13 protein-coding genes, 2 pseudogenes and 1 other annotated feature are annotated in these 18,680 nt (G+C 63.7%); of the genes and pseudogenes, 12 read left to right on the forward strand and 3 right to left on the reverse strand.

What is annotated here, in order from left to right; genetic code table 11:
* Positions 1-51: 51 nt before the first annotated feature.
* Positions 52-887, forward strand: a pseudogene (locus N7L95_RS28865) (IS3 family transposase); the annotation flags it as partial.
* Between the two features lie 56 nt (positions 888-943).
* Positions 944-2,194, forward strand: coding sequence for an IS256 family transposase (locus tag N7L95_RS28870; protein WP_301261061.1), 1,251 nt, complete (start codon positions 944-946; stop codon positions 2,192-2,194).
* A gap of 45 nt (positions 2,195-2,239) precedes the next feature.
* Here N7L95_RS28870 and N7L95_RS28875 read toward each other — a convergent pair whose 3' ends face one another.
* Positions 2,240-3,313 (reverse strand): IS5 family transposase, encoded by a 1,074-nt coding sequence (locus N7L95_RS28875; protein ID WP_301261062.1) that lies wholly within the window; start codon positions 3,311-3,313, stop codon positions 2,240-2,242.
* A 266-nt stretch (positions 3,314-3,579) separates the two neighbouring features.
* Positions 3,580-3,804 carry a hypothetical protein gene (locus tag N7L95_RS28880; protein WP_301261063.1) on the reverse strand — a complete coding sequence of 75 codons (225 nt, stop codon included), beginning with the start codon at positions 3,802-3,804 and terminating at the stop codon, positions 3,580-3,582.
* A gap of 724 nt (positions 3,805-4,528) precedes the next feature.
* Here N7L95_RS28880 and N7L95_RS28885 point away from each other — a divergent pair.
* From N7L95_RS28885 to N7L95_RS28910, 6 genes and pseudogenes are all read left to right on the forward strand, one after another.
* Positions 4,529-4,672, forward strand: a complete 144-nt coding sequence (locus tag N7L95_RS28885; RefSeq protein WP_363324902.1) for a PIN domain-containing protein — start codon at positions 4,529-4,531, stop codon at positions 4,670-4,672.
* Positions 4,673-4,800: 128 nt separating this feature from the next.
* On the forward strand, positions 4,801-6,312 hold the full coding sequence (locus N7L95_RS28890; protein WP_301261064.1) for a hypothetical protein: 1,512 nt from the start codon (positions 4,801-4,803) through the stop codon (positions 6,310-6,312).
* 136 nt (positions 6,313-6,448) lie between these two features.
* The gene (locus N7L95_RS28895; RefSeq protein ID WP_301261065.1) at positions 6,449-7,564 is read left to right on the forward strand and encodes an IS5 family transposase; all 1,116 of its coding nucleotides are present in this window, start codon (positions 6,449-6,451) and stop codon (positions 7,562-7,564) included.
* A 480-nt stretch (positions 7,565-8,044) separates the two neighbouring features.
* Positions 8,045-9,274, forward strand: a pseudogene (locus tag N7L95_RS28900) (IS110 family RNA-guided transposase); the annotation flags it as partial.
* 97 nt (positions 9,275-9,371) lie between these two features.
* Positions 9,372-10,487: an IS5 family transposase gene (locus N7L95_RS28905; RefSeq protein ID WP_301255679.1), complete on the forward strand. Its 1,116-nt coding sequence runs from the start codon at positions 9,372-9,374 to the stop codon at positions 10,485-10,487.
* Between the two features lie 557 nt (positions 10,488-11,044).
* Positions 11,045-11,185: a hypothetical protein gene (locus N7L95_RS28910; RefSeq protein WP_301261067.1), complete on the forward strand. Its 141-nt coding sequence runs from the start codon at positions 11,045-11,047 to the stop codon at positions 11,183-11,185.
* A gap of 39 nt (positions 11,186-11,224) precedes the next feature.
* Here N7L95_RS28910 and N7L95_RS28915 read toward each other — a convergent pair.
* Positions 11,225-12,450 (reverse strand): IS3 family transposase gene (locus N7L95_RS28915; protein WP_301261068.1). Its coding sequence is split into 2 segments (ribosomal slippage): positions 11,225-12,162 and positions 12,162-12,450, totalling 1,227 coding nucleotides; the frame shifts between segments, so codons are not numbered across the junction.
* Positions 12,056-12,172 (reverse strand) — a sequence feature (AL1L pseudoknot). Its footprint overlaps the gene before it by 117 nt.
* A gap of 1,560 nt (positions 12,451-14,010) precedes the next feature.
* Between N7L95_RS28915 and N7L95_RS28920 the strand changes: the two genes are divergently transcribed.
* The 4 genes from N7L95_RS28920 to N7L95_RS28935 all read left to right on the forward strand — a co-directional run bounded on the left by N7L95_RS28920 (position 14,011) and on the right by N7L95_RS28935 (position 18,658).
* Positions 14,011-14,439 carry a BLUF domain-containing protein gene (locus N7L95_RS28920; protein ID WP_301261069.1) on the forward strand — a complete coding sequence of 143 codons (429 nt, stop codon included), beginning with the start codon at positions 14,011-14,013 and terminating at the stop codon, positions 14,437-14,439.
* Between the two features lie 12 nt (positions 14,440-14,451).
* Positions 14,452-15,813, forward strand: a complete 1,362-nt coding sequence (locus N7L95_RS28925) for a sensor histidine kinase (protein ID WP_301261070.1) — start codon at positions 14,452-14,454, stop codon at positions 15,811-15,813.
* Positions 15,798-16,487 carry a response regulator gene (locus N7L95_RS28930; protein ID WP_301261071.1) on the forward strand — a complete coding sequence of 230 codons (690 nt, stop codon included), beginning with the start codon at positions 15,798-15,800 and terminating at the stop codon, positions 16,485-16,487. The genes N7L95_RS28925 and N7L95_RS28930 overlap by 16 nt, the downstream gene beginning before the upstream one ends.
* A 242-nt stretch (positions 16,488-16,729) precedes the next feature.
* Positions 16,730-18,658 (forward strand): methyl-accepting chemotaxis protein, encoded by a 1,929-nt coding sequence (locus N7L95_RS28935; protein WP_301261193.1) that lies wholly within the window; start codon positions 16,730-16,732, stop codon positions 18,656-18,658.
* Positions 18,659-18,680: the final 22 nt, after the last annotated feature.

Below are 18,680 nucleotides of genomic sequence, written 5' to 3' on the forward strand. Positions count from 1 at the left end.
GTAGACAACCGATTTCTGGAGAATGCGGCCTCATAGGAAGGAAGAGGCCGAATGAGGAAGAGCAAGTTCAGCGAGAGCCAGATCGTGGCGATCTTGAAGGAAGGGGAAGCCGGAATGCTGGTGGCCGAGGTGTGCCGCAAGCACGGCATCAGCGCGGCGACGTACTACGCGTGGAAGAGCAAGTACGCTGGGGCCACGGTATCGGACCTGACGCGCATGCGCGAACTCGAAGCCGAGAACGCGCGGCTGAAGCGCATGTACGCGGACCTGGCGTTGGAGAACGCGGCCATCAAGGACGTGCTGTCAAAAAAGTTCTGACGCCGTCCGCGAAGCGGCAGGTGGTGCAGGTCATGGTGACCGAGCATCGCTTGTCGATTGCGCGAGCCTGCACGGCTGCAGGCTTGTCGCGGGCGGCGTACTACAAGACGCCGGTACTACCCCAGGAGAAGGATGCCGAGGTCATCGACGCGCTCAACGGCGTGGTGGAGAAGAACGGCCGCTGGGGGTTCTGGAAGTGCTTCGACCGGCTGCGCCTGGATGGCCGGCCATGGAACCACAAGCGGGTCTGGCGCGTGTACTGCGAGCTGGGGCTGAACATCCCGCGGCGCACGAGAAAACGCATCCCCAAACGAGTTCCGGTCCCGCTGGCGGCCACCGGCTTTGTCAACGACGGCTGGGCGCTGGACTTCATGCACGACGTGCTGTACGACGGACGGCGGTTCCGCACGCTCAACGTGATCGACGAGGCCAACCGCGAAGCGCTGGCCATCGAGGTGTCGCAGTCCATCCCTTCGACGCTGCTGATCAGGACGCTGGATCGGTTGATCGAGTGGTACGGACCGCCGAAGTCAATCCGCATGGACAACGGCCCGGAGATGACCAGCCATGACGAGCCTGTCAGGATTTTTGTGTTTGAGGCATAGCATGTCGAAGAGGAACATCTATGCCAAGCAAGAAGAAGCCGCCGGCGGCGGCGCTGCCGACGATCCCGAAGGAGCTCGTGGACCAGTTCGTCAAGGGCCCGATGAGTGCCGAGGCGGTTCAGGCCGCCTCAATGGCGTTCAAGAAGGCTTTGATCGAGCGCGCGCTGGGCGCGGAGCTGTCGCACCACTTGGGCTACCCGCCTGGGGCTGCGAAGCCCGAAGACGCCGGCAACCAGCGCAACGGCGCCAGCGCCAAGACCGTGCAGACCGAGGATGGGCCGCTGCGCATCGAGGTGCCGCGCGACCGCGAAGGCAGCTTCGAGCCGGTTCTGATCCCCAAGCACGAGCGCCGCTTCACCGGCTTTGACGACAAGATCGTCGCAATGTACGCCCGTGGCATGACGGTGCGTGAGATCCAGGGGTTCCTTGCTGAGCAATACGGCACCGAGGTGTCACCGGAGTTCATCAGCTCGGTCACCGACGCCGTCATGTCAGAGGTCACCGCTTGGCAGAGCCCGCCGCTGGAGCCGATGTACCCGGTGGTGTTTTTCGACGCCCTACGGGTCAAGATCCGAGAGGATGCGGTGGTGCGCAACAAGGCCATCTACCTCGCGCTTGGGGTGCTGCCCGACGGCAGCCGCGACATCCTGGGGTTATGGATCGAGGGAACCGAGGGCGCCAAGTTCTGGCTCAAGGTCTTCAACGATCTGAAGACCCGCGGGGTGGGCGACATCCTGATCGCCGTCACTGACGCGCTCAAGGGCATTGGCGAGGCCTTGGGGGCGGTGTTCCCCGCGACCACGCTGCAGACCTGCATCGTGCACCTGATCCGCAACAGCCTGGACTTCGCCAGCTGGAAGGACCGCAAACAGCTGGCCGCTGCGCTCAAGCCCATCTACACCGCCGTCAGTGCTGAAGCGGCGGCGCACGAACTGGATGCCTTTGAAGCTGGGCCGTGGGGCACGAAGTTCCCGACGGTGGTCGCCGCCTGGCGTCGCAACTGGGACCGAGTGATTCCCTTCTTTGCCTTTGCACCAGCGGTGCGCCGGGTTATCTACACCACCAACGCCATAGAGAGCGTTCACGCCCGACTGCGCAAGATCATCAAGACGCGCGGGCATTTCCCCAGCGACGATGCCGCCACCAAACTGATCTGGCTGGCGCTGCGCAACATCACTGCCGATTGGGGACGCGCTGCCAAGGAATGGCGCGAGGCCATGAACCAGTTCGCGATCGCCTACGGCGACCGCTTCATCAAGACCGCCGCTTAAGATGCGGCTCGGGTTCGCTCACTTTGCTGAGCAGCCTTCAGCGCCTCACACACAAAAAATCGGACAGGCCCTGTTCAGCACGAACAACTGGTCCACCTTCTTGAGTCCGCGCACCATCAGCTGCCGGATCGAGCCGATGGTCTTGGCCCACCCGAAGGCCTGCTCGATGCGCTTGCGGCATTGCATCGACAACGCGTACCCGTCGGTCTGGGCGATCTCATCGGGCACCGCCGAGCGACGCCCAGACTTGTTCTGCGCCACATGAGGCTCGACCTTGAGCTGCTGCAACTCGGCGATGAACTGCGCCGCGTCGTAGCCCTTGTCTGCACCCAGCGTGATCTCCGCCTCGGGGTTGACCTGCCGGGCATCGTTGATCATGGCCCGGGCCGCCGCCCGCTCGGCATAGCCGTCTGCCTGAGTGACCACGGCATTGACGATCAGGCCGTGCCGGTTGTCCATCAGCGTGTGGCCCATGAAGCGCATCTCGCTGGCAGTCTTGCCCTTGCGATACAGGCGGCTGTCTGGATCGGTCTTCGATTCGTGCGTGTCGTTGCTGCGCGGCTGGCCCCGGAAGTCGCTGCCATCGTTGCTGCTGCCACCGCCCGCGTCGTCGTCACCGGCCTTCTTGGGCACAAAGCTCTTGTGGCTGGCCCACGCCTGGATCAGCGTGCCGTCCACACTGAAGTGTTCCTTGGACAGCCAGTTCTTGCGCTCGGCTTGCGCCAGCACTTCGTTGAAGAACGCGACCACCGCATCGTGCTCGATCAAGCGCTGTCGGTTCTTGCTGAATACCGTGGGCACCCACACGTTGTCGTCCATCGATAGGCCGATGAACCAGCGAAACAGCAAGTTGTATTGCACTTGCTCCATCAGCAGTCGCTCCGAGCGCACCGAGTACAGCACCTGCAGCAACATCGCCCGTAGCAGCTTCTGCGGGGCGATGCTCGGACGCCCGCCCTTGGCGGCGTCCTCATACATGTCGGCGAACATGTCCTCAAGCTCGCTCAGCGCGTCGTTGACCATCGCGCGTATCGCCCGCAGCGGATGCGTGGCCGGCACGAAGTCGTCCAGCTTCTTGACGCTGAACAGGCTCTCGGTGAAGGTGTCGGGACCGCGCATAGGTGGCAACAAGATTCAGGTTCGGGTGCTGGGTGACACTGTGCCGCATCTCCGCCAGGATGCGCTGCCGACGGCGAGGTATTTCAGCAGCCTGCTAGACGCCACGTCACGCGCAAGCTCATCGACCTCGTACCACTCAACATGGCAATAGTCCCGCAGCACGCGGCCAGATTGAAGTTCCAGTAGGTTCACTTGTTTCCTCCAGCGTGTCCCCGATCTTGGAGCAGATCAGCGTCAGGCTGGAAGCGGTCCTTTTTGGACTGTCGTTACGCCGTCCGATAGCTGAAGACGGGAAGACCAATCAAAAGCTCCAACTCTTCCAGTTCCTTTTTACCTACTCTCCGAGGCGGCTGTCCGCATTCAACATCACCCAGTTCCGCCCGCTCGATGAGCTGCAGGATAAGCTGTCGTAGCTCTTCTGAGCTTCGAGCCTTCGGCGTAAGGGTGTTCTGCGATACATCGATGACTCCACCTTCGTCGTCGAGCGTCATCATCCTTACGGCGTACGAGTGCTCGGGCGCATCACTCTCCGATCTGCACACCGCAGGTATGACATTGCTGCGCGCCCGCAGCATCTTCAGAAGGGCGTCTTGCCGCAACTGTCTTTCCGTCTTGGGTCGCATGCCCGCAAGGCTACAAGAAGATATCAAAGGCATCCAGTAGCGCATTTCCGAGGTCCGCTCACGCTGCAAAGCCGACGTCGCCCTGGGACGGAAAGCAGTCATTGTGCCGGCGTGGAGGGTAGGTCCGGTCAAGGCGCCCCGGCCGTACGCTCACCTTAAGAGGAAGGTTCGCCATAGCCCTCTTCTCCTCCACCAGAACATCACGCCCAACCGCTCTCGGTTGGGCGTTTTCGTTTGGGCGTTTCCCGCGCCGGTGCGGGGTTCCGGCCGGTTTGCGAAGGTCGATGCCCTGTCCTTCGCCGCCCGTTAGAGGCCGAGTTCGACTCTCTTTTGCCCCTCTTTCTCTAAAAATCTTAAGCTACTTTCTCGATTCGACCTTCGCAGAAGTCGTTCCGGATCAAGCACTTACGCGTGTGTCGAAGAGAGCGGTTGCGCAACGCGCTGGTGGAGCAGAGACAGAACACTGGAGAGCCCGCTATCACCAATCGCCTGGCTGCCAGTCGCGACTGTCGCATCTCGACCCGTTGCGGCCTTTCGATGAACTTCGGCCGATACCCGCTGAGCAGCGAAAGCGGACCTTCCGGTCCATACGATGCCGCGTACATTTATCCTCGCAATGGACGCGATGATTGCCCGCCACGCCATCGCGGCAGGCGCAGTCTTCATCACCAATAACTGTCGCCACTTCGGCCGTGTGGCAGCACTGGACATCGAGAACTGGACGCACAGCCACTGAGGTGTGCGCAGAGGCCTTCAAGACGGTATCTGACCTCCAAGGGCGCCCGCGATTCGGCTACAGTCTCCCCCCTTACAACACAGCATTGCAAGGGAGTGTAGATGGGAAAAAGGTGCTCAGCCCTTGTCGTGGCTGCGACCGTGGTGGTCAGCGCTTGTGGCGGAGGCGGAGGCGAAGGTGATGAGTCAGACCGGTTGCGTGATGGCCTGGGCCAATACGGACACGCTCCCGGCACGGTGGTGATCGGCACGGACAGTCCGCCCAACGTCGATGGCAAGTTCTCCTTCTCTTTCTCCGACGTGACCCTCATGGACGACGGCCGGGCGCTGGCAGTCTGGAGGAAAAAGCTCGACACGCAGGCCCATGCCATCACGGTGTGGAATATGTCGGATGCCCCTGGCCGATGGGGTACCGAGCGGCCGCTGCCGCAAGCGGACAGCCCGAGCACCGCCTATGGCTACAAGCTGCAAGTGAACGCCGCCGGCAACGCGCTGCTCACCTGGGCAACGGATAACGGCCCTGATCCCCGGCCACCCCACCTCAAGCCCGGTCCGAAATCCGTTCGCTTTCTTTCCTCTGGCGCGTGGGAGCCGACCGTCTACGAGCTAGGCACGGGCGAGATCAAGGGCGTTTGGGAGACATCAGTCAGCGCTGACGTCACCCTGCTGGAGAACCAGTCCTTCGTATTCAGTGCATATACCGAGAGGACCCCGACGCAGCCCCAGCACTTCGTCGTGGTGCAACAGCCGCATGCCGGTGCCCAGGAAGTCACCTTCGATACCCGGCCGGACGACGCGGCGCGCTTCGCCTACTTCGCTGCCAATCGCGACGGGACGGGACGATTCTTCTGGATTACAGGGGCAAAGCAAGAGCCTCAAGGCGTGGATCTTCGCGCAGCCGTCGTCTCTCCCGTCAGTGGGCAGGCCACACCCGTCACGCTGGCCACCTATCACGGCAACCTGTGCATGCTCGGTTCTTCCTGGAATACCTCGCCCTTGCTTGCCGCGACCTCACCGACGAACTACGCGGTGGCAACGATGGTGGCCGGTGACGACGAGCGGGGTGGTTGCGATCAGCACAGCCTGGAGCTCTTCATTCTGGACACCACCGGCAACGGGATGCGCAGCAATCGCGTGCGGGTCAACGCCCCAGGTACGCAGGTCGGCATACCTGCCCTCGCGATGGACTCTCAAGGCAACGCCCTGGCGATGTGGGTGGAGCAACCGATCATGGCCGCGCACTGGCAACTGAAATGGTCGGCCTCCCGCAAGGGCACTCCTTGGTCCACGCCGCAGGCGGCGATTGGCAACCTGGCCGATCTGGGCGGCATGGGGGTCGGATACCGGATCCGCATGGCCATGAACGACCAAGGTCAAGCCGTGGCAACGGCGCAAATCAACAAAAGAATGGACGGCCCGTACGACCCGCACAAACCGATCCTGGCCTACGCACGGTTCGACTTCGTGAACGGTTGGACTCCCTGGAAGCTGGTCGCAGACAAGCCCCGGCTGATGTCGGAGCATGTGGCGATCAATCGTCGCGGCGAGGCCATCCTCGTCTACAGTGCCCAGGTATTCCCGCGCTGGGGGCCGGCTCCGCCATCGGACCCCACCAACAAGATCTATGCCTATCGGTTCTGAAGCAGGTCTTCTCGGCCCACAAGGCGCTCGGCCTCCCACTAGCAGGCTGCTGAAATACCTCGCCGTCGGCAGCGCATCCTGGCGGAGATGCGGCACAGTGTCACCCAGCACCCGAACCTGAATCTTGTTGTCACCTATGCGCGGTCCCGACACCTTCACCGAGAGCCTGTTCAGCGTCAAGAAGCTGGACGACTTCGTGCCGGCCACGCATCCGCTGCGAGCGATACGCGCGATGGTCAACGACGCGTTGATCGAGCTTGAAGACATGTTCGCCGACATGTATGAGGACGCCGCCAAGGGCGGGCGTCCGAGCATCGCCCCGCAGAAGCTGCTACGGGCGATGTTGCTGCAGGTGCTGTACTCGGTGCGCTCGGAGCGACTGCTGATGGAGCAAGTGCAATACAACTTGCTGTTTCGCTGGTTCATCGGCCTATCGATGGACGACAACGTGTGGGTGCCCACGGTATTCAGCAAGAACCGACAGCGCTTGATCGAGCACGATGCGGTGGTCGCGTTCTTCAACGAAGTGCTGGCGCAAGCCGAGCGCAAGAACTGGCTGTCCAAGGAACACTTCAGTGTGGACGGCACGCTGATCCAGGCGTGGGCCAGCCACAAGAGCATTGTGCCCAAGAAGGCCGGCGACGACGACGACGCGGGCGGTGGCAGCAGCAACGATGGCAGCGACTTCCGGGGCCAGCCGCGCAGCAACGACACGCACGAATCGAAGACCGATCCAGACAGCCGCCTGTATCGCAAGGGCAAGACTGCCAGCGAGATGCGCTTCATGGGCCACACGCTGATGGACAACCGGCACGGCCTGATCGTCAATGCCGTGGTCACTCAGGCAGACGGCTATGCCGAGCGGGCGGCGGCCCGGGCCATGATCAACGATGCCCGGCAGGTCAACCCCGAGGCAGAGATCACGCTGGGTGCAGACAAGGGCTACGACGCGGCGCAGTTCATCGCCGAGTTGCAGCAGCTCAAGGTCGAGCCTCATGTGGCGCAGAACAAGTCGGGGCGTCGCTCGGCGGTGCCCGATGAGATCGCCCAGACCGACGGGTACGCGTTGTCGATGCAATGCCGCAAGCGCATCGAGCAGGCCTTCGGGTGGGCCAAGACCATCGGCTCGATCCGGCAGGTGATGGTGCGCGGACTCAAGAAGGTGGACCAGTTGTTCGTGCTGAACATGGCGGCCTACAACTTGGTGCGCATGCGCTCGCTGGGACAGGTCCGTCTGCAAGGCGCCAGATGAGCAGCGCAGGTGCGCAACTCGGCCCTCCACAGGGGCGAACCGGCCTGGAAATGGCCCTTCTGACACTCCTTGCGACGGCAGCTACCGAAACTCCATCAGCTCGCGGGTCGAGGTAGGTGCTTCAGCGCAGAATTTCAGCAGCCTGCTAGGGGCGCAAGCGTCCCGGCGCGGCCGTGAACACCTTGCGGGTCAGCCGGTACAGCCCTGAGGGGTCGGTATAGCTCGACTCTCTTTTGCCGCCGTTTCTCTAAAAACGTCTCTCGCAGTCTCGCCGCGGCCCGATGAAAAGAAACACGGGGAACGCCTACACTGAGCAGTGCCGGACCGTGGCCGATCTCTATTTGGAGGCGATCGTCCCCGTCTAAAAACCTGGCCCAGGGGGAATTTGCGGACCCAGCTGTGGTGGCGCTTCGTGCGACCCCGTTTAGGAAACTGACCCGTTCCGATCCCCCGTCTGGCGTACTACCGAGTGGAGGTGATATGTCCAAGCAGGGCAAGGCAATGGGGTTACCGGTCATCAACGCGTACGCGGCCGGCGTTGACATTGGCGCGCGCATACAGGTCGCCGCAGTACCTCCCGAGCTGTGCGACGCTCCGGTGCAGATGTTCCAGTGCTTCACGGCCGATATCGAACGCATGGCCGACTGGCTCGTGTCGTTGGGGATCAAGACCGTGGCGATGGAGTCGACCGGCGTGTACTGGATTCCTGTGTACGAGATCTTGGAGGATCGAGGCTTGGAAGTTGTGCTGGCCAATGCACGAGAGTGCAAGGCCGTTCCAGGCCGCAAGAGCGATGTCAACGACGCTCAATGGCTGCAACGCTTGCACGCCTGCGGCTTGCTGCGCGCCAGCTTCCGCCCGGCACGCGACATCGCCGCGCTGCGTGCGTACATGCGAGTCCGGGATCGCCACATGGAGTACGCGGCAGCGCACATCCAGCACATGCAGAAGGCGCTGACCCACATGAACCTTCAGCTACACCATGTCGTCAGCGATGTCACCGGTGTGACTGGCATGAAGATCATTCGCGCGATCGTTGCAGGTGAACGTGACCCCGGCGTCCTGGCGTCCATGCGAGATGGGCGCTGCCGCGAGAGCATCGAGACGATTCGTGCCGCCTTGGTCGGCAACTACCAGCCGGCGCATGTCTTCGCACTGGCGCAGGCTCTGGCGCTGTACGACTCGTACCAAGCTCGTATCGCTGAATGCGATGCGCAGATCGAGCAAACGCTGGAGATGCTGATCGCCGACAAAGCTCAACCTCAAGAGCCGTTGGGCGCACCACGAAGTCTCACGCGGCAAAGCAACTCGCTGAACTTCGACGTCCGCCCGTTGCTGTACCAACTCACAGACATCGATCTGGCGCAAATCCACGGGGTTGGCCCCAGCGTGGCGCTGGCGCTCATTGCCGAGTGCGGCACCGACCTCAGCCGATGGCCAACCGAAAAGCACTTCACCTCCTGGCTGACGCTGTCGCCTGGCTGCAAAATCAGCGGCGGCAAGGTGCTCTCGTCACATACACGCAAGAGTAACAACCGCATCGCCGCGCGCCTACGATTAGTTGCCACGGCCGTCGGCCGGACCGAGACCGCACTGGGCGCGTTCTACCGGCGACTGGCCGCGCGTATCGGCAAGGCCAAGGCTCTAACCGCCACGGCTCGAAAGATCGCCATCCTCTTCTACAGGGCGATGCGCTTCGGCATGCGCTACTAGCAGGCTGCTGAAATACCTCGCCGTCGGCAGCGCATCCTGGCGGAGATGCGGCACAGTGTCACCCAGCACCCGAACCTGAATCTTGTTGTCACCTATGCGCGGTCCCGACACCTTCACCGAGAGCCTGTTCAGCGTCAAGAAGCTGGACGACTTCGTGCCGGCCACGCATCCGCTGCGAGCGATACGCGCGATGGTCAACGACGCGTTGATCGAGCTTGAAGACATGTTCGCCGACATGTATGAGGACGCCGCCAAGGGCGGGCGTCCGAGCATCGCCCCGCAGAAGCTGCTACGGGCGATGTTGCTGCAGGTGCTGTACTCGGTGCGCTCGGAGCGACTGCTGATGGAGCAAGTGCAATACAACTTGCTGTTTCGCTGGTTCATCGGCCTATCGATGGACGACAACGTGTGGGTGCCCACGGTATTCAGCAAGAACCGACAGCGCTTGATCGAGCACGATGCGGTGGTCGCGTTCTTCAACGAAGTGCTGGCGCAAGCCGAGCGCAAGAACTGGCTGTCCAAGGAACACTTCAGTGTGGACGGCACGCTGATCCAGGCGTGGGCCAGCCACAAGAGCTTTGTGCCCAAGAAGGCCGGTGACGACGACGACGCGGGCGGTGGCAGCAGCAACGATGGCAGCGACTTCCGGGGCCAGCCGCGCAGCAACGACACGCACGAATCGAAGACCGATCCAGACAGCCGCCTGTATTGCAAGGGCAAGACTGCCAGCGAGATGCGCTTCATGGGCCACACACTGATGGACAACCGGCACGGCCTGATCGTCAATGCCGTGGTCACTCAGGCAGACGGCTATGCCGAGCGCGCGGCGGCCCGGGCCATGATCAACGATGCCCGGCAGGTCAACCCTGAGGCAGAGATCACGCTGGGTGCAGACAAGGGCTACGACGCGGCGCAGTTCATCGCCGAGTTGCAGCAGCTCAAGGTCGAGCCTCATGTGGCGCAGAACAAGTCGGGGCGTCGCTCGGCGGTGCCCGATGAGATCGCCCAGACCGACGGGTACGCGTTGTCGATGCAATGCCGCAAGCGCATCGAGCAGGCCTTCGGGTGGGCCAAGACCATCGGCTCGATCCGGCAGGTGATGGTGCGCGGACTCAAGAAGGTGGACCAGTTGTTCGTGCTGAACATGGCGGCCTACAACTTGGTGCGCATGCGCTCGCTGGGACAGGTCCGTCTGCAAGGCGCCAGATGAGCAGCGCAGGTGCGCAACTCGGCCCTCCACAGGGGCGAACCGGCCCGGAAATGGCCCTTCTGACACTCCTCGCGACGGCAGCTACCGAAACTCCATCAGCTCGCGGGTCGAGGTAGGTGCTTCAGCGCAGTATTTCAGCAGCCTGCTAGGGCCCGGGCGCCGATCAGTACGAGCGCCGATACTGAGAGCGTGTCGTCAAGCAACTTCATCGCCGTGCGGCGCACTTCGGCTTCTCCCTCCAGCCAATAGCGCCTGGTGTTTCTTAGGAATCTTAAGCTACTTTCTCGATTCGACCTTCGCAGAAGTCGTTTCGGGACAAGCACTTATGTGCGTGTCGAAGAGAACGGTTGCGCATCGTCTTGGAGGAGCAAACTGGAGAAAAACCCAAACCTGCCCAGCTGTGACCCCTCCTGCGGAAAAGGACGACGGTCGTATCCCGACCCGTTGCGGCCCTTCGATGAACTTCGGCCGATGGCCACTGAGCAGCGGCAGCGGACGTTGACGCGAGCTACCATGTGGGTCTCCAGGCTCGTTGCCCTTCGCTGCTAAGCGCTTCCATGGATCTGCAGAACTACTCGCGCCTTTGGGACGCCTCGGAGCCAGGGTGGACCGTCGTGCGCCACATCGAAGACCGAGAGCGGATCACGGTCGTCTTTTCGCAGGAAGGCGCCACCGCTTCTGAAATAAAGGCATTGTGAATCGCCCCGGGTTTCGTGGAGGCTGGTTGGTTTAAGTGGTCACGCCGTCACGGCCGATCGCTCGGCGAGTTGGCGGTGGTAGTTTGCCTCGGCCTCGGCCGGCGGGATGTAGCCCAGCGGTGCCATCAATCGATGATGGTTGAACCAGGCGACCCATTCGAGCGTGGCAAGCTCGACGGCCTCGCGGGTCTTCCAAGTGCGCCGGTGGATCACCTCGGCCTTGTACAGCCCGTTGATGGTCTCGGCCAGGGCGTTGTCATAGCTGTCGCCCTTGCTGCCCACCGAGGGCTCGATCCCGGCCTCGGCAAGCCGCTCGGTGTAGCGAATTCTGACGTATTGCGAGCCCCTGTCCGAGTGGCAGACCAGCCCCGCTTCGGCTTCGGGCTGGCGGGCATACAGCGCCTGCTCCAGCGCATCCAGGACGAAGTCGGTGCGCATCGAGTGGCTCACGCGCCAGCCCACGATGCGCCGTGCGAAGACATCGACGACGAAGGCGACGTAGGCGAAGCCCTGCCAGGTCGACACGTAGGTGAAGTCGCTCACCCACAGCTGGTTGGGCCGGTCCGCCCGGAACACCCTGTTGACCTTGTCGAACGGGCACGGCGCCTTGGCATCGGCCGCCGTGGTGCGAACGCGCTTGCCTCGAATCACGCCGCGAAGACCCAGCCTGCGCATCAGGCGCTCGACGGTGCAGCGCGCCACCTTCATGCCTTCACGCCCGAGCTGGCGCCAGACCTTGTCGGCACCGTAGACCTGCCGGTTGGCTTGCCAGACCCGATCGATCTCCGACATCAACTGCGCACCGCGCTGCGTGCGTGCGCAGCAGCGGCCCGGCTCGCGCCGGCGCATCGCATGGCGTCGGTATCCCGACGGGGCGATCTGCAGCACCCGGCAGATCGGCTCGACCCCGAAGTCACTCCGATGCGCGTCGACGAACGCCTTCAAGACTTCGTACGGCGGTCGAGCTCCGCCTGGGCGAAAAACGCGCTGGCCAGCTTCAGGATCTCGTTGGCCCGGCGCAGCTCCTTGACCTCGCGCTCCAGCTCCCTCACGCGCTGCGCCTCCGCGGTCGTCGTGCCAGCGCGCGTACCGGCCTCTACCTCTGACTGCTTGACCCAATCCAGCAGCGTCTGCGGCACGCAGCCGATCTTCGGCGCGATCGATTCGACTGCACCCCATAGCGACGGGTACTCCCCGCGCGCTTCCTGCACCATCCGCACTGCGCGCTCGCGAACCTCAGGTGAGAACTTGTTCGACTTCTTCATGGCTCCATCTTCTCAAGAGTTGGAGCCTCCACAAATCCCGGGGCGATTCAAGCAGCACGCTGCAGTCGATCATGGACGGTGGGTCATAGGTGCTGTCCCCCCTGCGGTGGCAACGCGTCGTCGTCCTGCTCAGCGGAGTTGTCGAGCATTGCTCGCAGGCTGGAGCGGCGCACCGCTTGTACAGCACGGCCACACGGCCAGAAACCGCTATCGCGGCCTCACTGCTCAGCCCAGCGAGCAGGACGATGCGTGTGCCGGCGGCAAGGTGCTTGGCCAGCCGCTCCTCGCCGGGTCGCGCAGCCAGACCGGGAGCGCCGCGTCCACCAAGAGGAGCCGCTCTGGAGGAGCACCAGGCCTCGGCAACTGCTCCGCCGTGTTCGGGGTGAACCGAAGATCCCGAAACAGGGCCAGCAAGCGACGGCGCAGGCCGTCGCTTTGAGTGGATGCCATCCTGCCTCTGGTGGCGGTGATCGGCCCGTAAGCGCAACTGACAGCAGTCCGTCAAGCGCCTCGATGCCGCACCTCTCACCGATATGGCAGAAAGTTCGGGACCGGCGCGGTACGCATCGATGCCGCCATCAGGGGACTGCCTTATCTCAGGGGCCGGGATGCAGTTTCCGGCTAGCGGGTACGTACGTTGCCTAACCGGGAAGAATGCGGTCGCTCCTTGCGCCGGCCTGCCGTCTGGGGTCATTCGTACTCGGCCGTTTGGAGCGCGTTCCGGGAGATGAGCACGACCTGAGGAAAATCAACCAGTCCCGGGCGCATGTCCGGAGGGCGGCGGATCCCGCCAACCACGTTGTCCTCACCTGAAATCGGCACATCGCCTCCGGCCCTCGCGCCCGCTGTTGAAAGACGCAGCATGGCTGGCAGCGTTCATCCTGTCTCGGCTTCGCGACGTTGTGTGCGTGCGCCTGCCGGACGGCCGATACCCCTACGTCGGTCCTTCGTTAACCGACGCGCTTGGGTGCCTGCCGCACGCACTGGACAGCACCCTGCCGTTGGACCACATCCACCCGGACGACCGAGTCGCAGTCGCCAGGCGCATCTCGGCGCTGACAGAGTGTCGCGACTTGTCCACGCTTACGCCAAGTCCTGGCCAATCTGCTCAGCAACGCCATCAAATACAACCGCATAGGTGGAGCAGTGAGCGTCTCGATGGACGTGAGGGGGGCCGATGTGGCGGCGACACCAGCGATACCGGACGCGAACATTCTCCCAAACGGCTGCAACGACCATATGAGCCCTTCAATCGCTTGGCTGCTGACCGGTCCATCGAAGGGACTGCAATCGGGCTGGTCGTTACGCGCCATCTCGTTGATGTAATGCAGGGCAACTTAAATATGTCCGCCCTGGCCTGGCCCAAGGACACCAGGGACACCGATGCCGGCGCGCACCCAGCTGACGCGATGATGCTCGGCCTGCTGGCCTGGCTGCGGAACGTAGAACCCGGTGTGGTGGCTCGGCCGCCGCCCCGCAGGGCCGCTTCTTGGGTGGAGCCGCAGTGCGCCATGGGCGTGAACCTTGCTGCGCAAGTGGCAGGAGCGCACGAGGTCGCATATGCAATCCCTCCACCGCCTTTTCTACATCAGCCGTTGCAAGGTCGACCCCTGTGGGCCCGAACTGCGCCGCATCCTCGAAGTCGCCACTTCCCGAAATGCAGCGCTGGATGTGACCGGCTTGCTCTGCTGCTCGGGCGATCATTTTGCGCAGCTGCTCGAAGGGCAGCCCGGGGCGCTCGAGGCCTTGATGCACTCGATTCGCGCAGACGCCCGCCACTGCGTACTTGTAGAGTGGCCGATATGCGCCACCTCGGCTGCGCGATGGTTTCCGGGATGGGCGATGGGCTATACCTTCGACACACGCTTGGAGGACGCGCTGGGCCGGCTGACGGCCGCGCCAGGGGATCTGCCGGCGATTGATTCCCTGGCCCCTGAGCTGCTCGGCGGCTTCGATCTGTACCGCGCGGCACCGATTTCCGTGGTCTAGGCCGTTCCAGTGGTGCATGCCCGCGAACATCCGCCCGGCTTCCTCGGCCATGAAGCGGCGCCAGCCCTGCAAAGGCGGGTAGTCAGGAGGAATCGCCGCCTGCTCTCGCCCCTGTGCGTCAGTCTGGTCTACGCGGCAGTAAGCGCCGCATGGATTTTCGTCATCGACGGTGCACTACCCGTCCGCTGGGAAGGCTATACGGCCGGCCATTGGCACACCGCGGAGAGCATTGGCTTCCTGTGCATCACGACCTTGTTGCTGTATGCCGTCCTGCGCAGCCTGCAAGGGAGGTTGGACGCGATGTCGCGGGAAGCGGCGGCCTCCGCGGCCGCCGTGCGGCGCAGCGCGCAGGAACTGGAGCGGCTCCTGACGCTGCTGCCCGAAGCGGTGCTGATTACGCATGGGCAGCAAATTGTCTACGCGAACCAGGTGGCGCAGGACCTGCTGGCGCCGGGCGCCGGGGAGCGCCTGCGCGGCTCGCCCCTGCTGGAGCGATTCGCGCCGGAATGTCATGCCCAGGTCGAGGCTCGCATGGCGGCAGTATTGTCCGGCGGCCCGCGTGACCTGCGATTCTTGCGGCGTACGATGCTGCGCCTCGACGGCAGCCGCTTCGAGGCCCAAGTCGGCATCAGCGCCGTTCATCTTGACGACCGACCGGCCGTCCTGCAAATCTTGCGCAACGTGGATGATGCCCTGCTCGCCCAAAGGGAGGCCGAACAAGCCCGCGCCGAACTCGCGGCGCTGTCGAGCAGCTTGATCGAGGTGCAAGAGCGGGAGCGCCGCTCCATTGCCCGCGAGCTGCATGACGAGATCGGGCAAAGCCTGAGCGCGATCCGCGTGCAGTTCGCAAAGCTGCAGCGTCGCCTCGACAGCCCCGAGCTACTGGCGCTCATAGGCAGCGCTGCGACGATGACGGAGAGCACGCTTGGCCGGGTGCGTAGCTTGTCGCTACTACTGCATCCGCCCCAGCTAGAAACGCTCGGCCTGGAGGCGGCACTGCGCTGGCACATCAACGAACTGCGCCAGGTACACGACGTGAAGATCCGCTTCAGCGCTCCCCGCCTGGAGCAGCCGGTGCACCCTGACCTTGCAATCGCTGCCTATCGGATCGTCCAGGAAGCCCTCTCGAACGCTCTCCGGCACGCCCAGGCCAGCCGCATCGAGGTGCACCTGCGGTGTGATGCACAGGCGCTGACGGTGAGCATTGAAGACGACGGGGTGGGCTTCTGCAGGCCGCGCGACACGACACGGCCGACACTCGGGCTAATAGGAATGGTAGAGCGAGCTCGGCTGCTCGGCGGCACCTTGTGCGTCGACAGCCGCCCGGGGACGGGCACCAGGATTGCAGCCACTCTACCGTGGAAAACGCCGTAAGTTCGCCAAGGAAAACAGTAGTTCTGGCCGACGACCACCAACTGGTGCGTGCCGGCCTGCGCTCGCTGATCGAAGATTTCGGGGACTACGAGGTGCTGGGCGAGGCGCAGGATGGCGAGGAGGCCATCTCGCTGGCACTGCGGCTGAAGCCGGCCGTGATCGTGCTCGATATCACCATGCCACGCCTCAGCGGGCTGGACGCTCTGCCGAGACTGAAGAGCGTGAGCCCGGCCACACGACTGTTGATCGTCTCCATGTACGACAGCGGCGATTTCGTCATGCAGGCGCTGCGCCTCGGCGCCGATGGCTACCTCCTGAAGGACGCAGCGGCCGTGGAGCTGCAATTCGCGCTCGACGCGGTTGCCAACGGACGGCGCTATTTGAGCCCCGCGGTGTCTGGAACGGTGGTCCAGCACGCGCTATTGCATAGCGGAGAAACCGTGCCTGCGCCGCTTTTGTCGGAAACAACCCCGTTGACACCTCGGCAGATCGAGATCCTGACCCTGCTTGCCTCCGGAAAGGGCATGAAGGAGATCGCATATGACCTTGGACTGAGCGTCAAGACGGTGGAGACGCACCGCGCGCAGATCATGGAGCGCCTCAACATTCGCGACGTGCCACGGCTCGTCTTGTACGCGGTGCGGCAGGGACTGGTCTCGCCGGACCCGTCCTGAGGCCGACCTCGGGATTTCCCTGAGGCGCCTGGCGCGCGGTACGGCTAGCACCGGCGCGGCGTGGGGCGGAAGTGCATGACTTGGCGCAAGTCCAGGCCGGCGCGGTCCTCGGGGATCGCCTGAGGGCACACCAGGGTCCGCCTGATTCTGGCGGCGTCTTGCAGCGCCGAATAGCAGGGTACCCCACGCGCTGCCCGGTTCGCCGAAAGCAGGCGTCCTCTTCAACTGCTGAAAGCTCCCTGATGTCCCTCGTTCGCAAGGCCCTCGCCGCTACGGAATCCACCCCCACTCCCCACGCCGTCGCAGGCGCCCTGCCCCGCCATGTCGCCCGCAATGCCGACCAGCAGCGCAAGCGCGCCCGCACGCTGGCCAAGCAGCAGCAGGCGGCCGAACGCGTCGCCGCCGCGTCCAGCCAGTTGTCCTCCGGAATCAACGAAGCTGCCTCGGCCGCCGAGCAGCTCAAGCGCGCCGCCCAGCAAATCGCCACGGGCGCCGAGGAAGCCGCTGGGGCGGCGCAGGAATCGCTCGCCGCGTTGACGCAGGTGTCGGGCTCCATCACCCGCCAGCTGACTGCTGTCACTGCCGCACAAGGCACAGCCGAAGCCATGCAGAGCCTTGCTGCGCAAGTCAACAGCGAGGTCGAGGCCACGGTCGGCAATGTCGCAACGGCCGCCGAGCGCCAAGCGGCGTCCGTGAAAATGATGACGGAGCTGGAGCGTCAGGCGGCGAATATTGGCGACATCGTGAAGGCCGTGGCCCGCATCGCGGACCAGACCAACCTGCTTGCGCTGAACGCCGCCATTGAGGCCGCCCGCGCCGGCCAGCACGGCAAGGGTTTTGCAGTGGTGGCCGACGAAGTCCGCACCCTGGCCGAGACGTCCGAGAAAAGCGCCAAGCAGATCCAGGATCTGGTAGGCCAGATCCAGGGTGAGGTCAAGGTCATCGCCGAAGGCATCAACACCTCGGCCGAGACGGTCAAGGGCGAAGTTGAGAAGAGCGGCGTCATCCTGCGCCAGCTGGAACAGATTCGCATTGATGCTGCCGACATTTCAGGCGGCGCTGCCGAGATTGCCACGACCGCAGGCCAGAGCAACATCGCAGCGCAACAGGCACTGAAGGGCGCCGAGCAGATCGCCGCCGCTGCCACCGAGCAATCGTCGGCCTGCGAGGAGGCCAACAAGACGGTCGGTGAGCAGACGCAGGCCCTGGGCATCTGCGAACAGACGGCGCAAGGCCTGTCCGAGATTGCCGATGAACTGAAGAACTCGACCGACATCGCCAAGAGCGCAGAGGAAGTCGCCAGTTCGGCGGAAGAGTTGTCCTCCGCCGTGCAGGAAATCAACCGTTCGGCCAGCCAGATCATGGTGGCGCTGGAGCAGATCCGAAAGGGTGCGCAGACCCAGGCTGCCGCCACCACCGAGTCGGCCGCCGCGGTCACCCAGATTGAGAAGGGCGCGCAACTTGCCGAGTCGCGCGCTACCCACGCCGGGGAACGAGCCAAGGCCATCCGTGCACTGATGGGCGAGAACAAGCAGAACATCGACACCCTGATCACTGGCGTGTCGACCAGCGTCAGCGCCACCCAGACGAGCATCCAGCAGGTCAAGGAGCTGGAGCTGGTTTCGCGCAAGATCGACAAGATCGTCGACGCCATTACGCAGGTGTCGATCCAGACCAACATGCTGGCGGTCAACGGCAGCATCGAAGCGGCGCGTGCCGGGGAATACGGCAAGGGATTCGTGGTGGTCGCCACCGACATCCGCAACCTGGCCCACGACTCGGCCGAGAACGCCGACCGCATCAAGGACATGGTCAAGGCCATCCAGGACCAGATCGGTCTGGTGGGTCGCGACCTGCACGAGATCGTGAGCGCAGCACTCGCCGAGGTGGAGAAGGCCAAGAGCATCACCGTCGCACTCAACCGGATCGAAGCCGACGTGCAGTCCATCGAGAAGGGGAACCAGGAGGCTGTCGTCGCGGCCCAGGAGATTGCCGCTGCGGTGACCCAGGTCAAGGTGGGCGTGCAGCAGATCTCCTCTGCCGCAAGCGAGGCGGAAAAGGCCGCCGAGCAGGCCGCCAGCGCCGCCCAGCAACAGTCCCAGGGCGCCGAGGAACTGGCTGCTGCCATCGAGGAGATTGCCTCGCTGGCCGACGAACTGCAAAGCGCCTGAGCCCTCCCACCATCAGACAAGA

The organism is Eleftheria terrae (assembly GCF_030419005.1).
In the GTDB taxonomy this organism is placed as follows: domain Bacteria; phylum Pseudomonadota; class Gammaproteobacteria; order Burkholderiales; family Burkholderiaceae_C; genus Caldimonas; species Caldimonas terrae.

Bases quoted from the DNA above. Each gene is read 5' to 3' on its own strand.
- N7L95_RS28870 (WP_301261061.1), top strand. From the start codon at position 944: ATGCCAAGCAAGAAGAAGCCGCCGGCGGCGGCGCTGCCGACGATCCCG.
- N7L95_RS28875 (WP_301261062.1), bottom strand. From the start codon at position 3,313: ATGCGCGGTCCCGACACCTTCACCGAGAGCCTGTTCAGCGTCAAGAAG.
- N7L95_RS28880 (WP_301261063.1), bottom strand. From the start codon at position 3,804: ATGACGCTCGACGACGAAGGTGGAGTCATCGATGTATCGCAGAACACC.
- N7L95_RS28885 (WP_363324902.1), top strand. From the start codon at position 4,529: ATGCCGCGTACATTTATCCTCGCAATGGACGCGATGATTGCCCGCCAC.
- N7L95_RS28895 (WP_301261065.1), top strand. From the start codon at position 6,449: ATGCGCGGTCCCGACACCTTCACCGAGAGCCTGTTCAGCGTCAAGAAG.
- N7L95_RS28905 (WP_301255679.1), top strand. From the start codon at position 9,372: ATGCGCGGTCCCGACACCTTCACCGAGAGCCTGTTCAGCGTCAAGAAG.
- N7L95_RS28910 (WP_301261067.1), top strand. From the start codon at position 11,045: ATGGATCTGCAGAACTACTCGCGCCTTTGGGACGCCTCGGAGCCAGGG.
- N7L95_RS28920 (WP_301261069.1), top strand. From the start codon at position 14,011: ATGCAATCCCTCCACCGCCTTTTCTACATCAGCCGTTGCAAGGTCGAC.
- N7L95_RS28935 (WP_301261193.1), top strand. From the start codon at position 16,730: ATGTCCCTCGTTCGCAAGGCCCTCGCCGCTACGGAATCCACCCCCACT.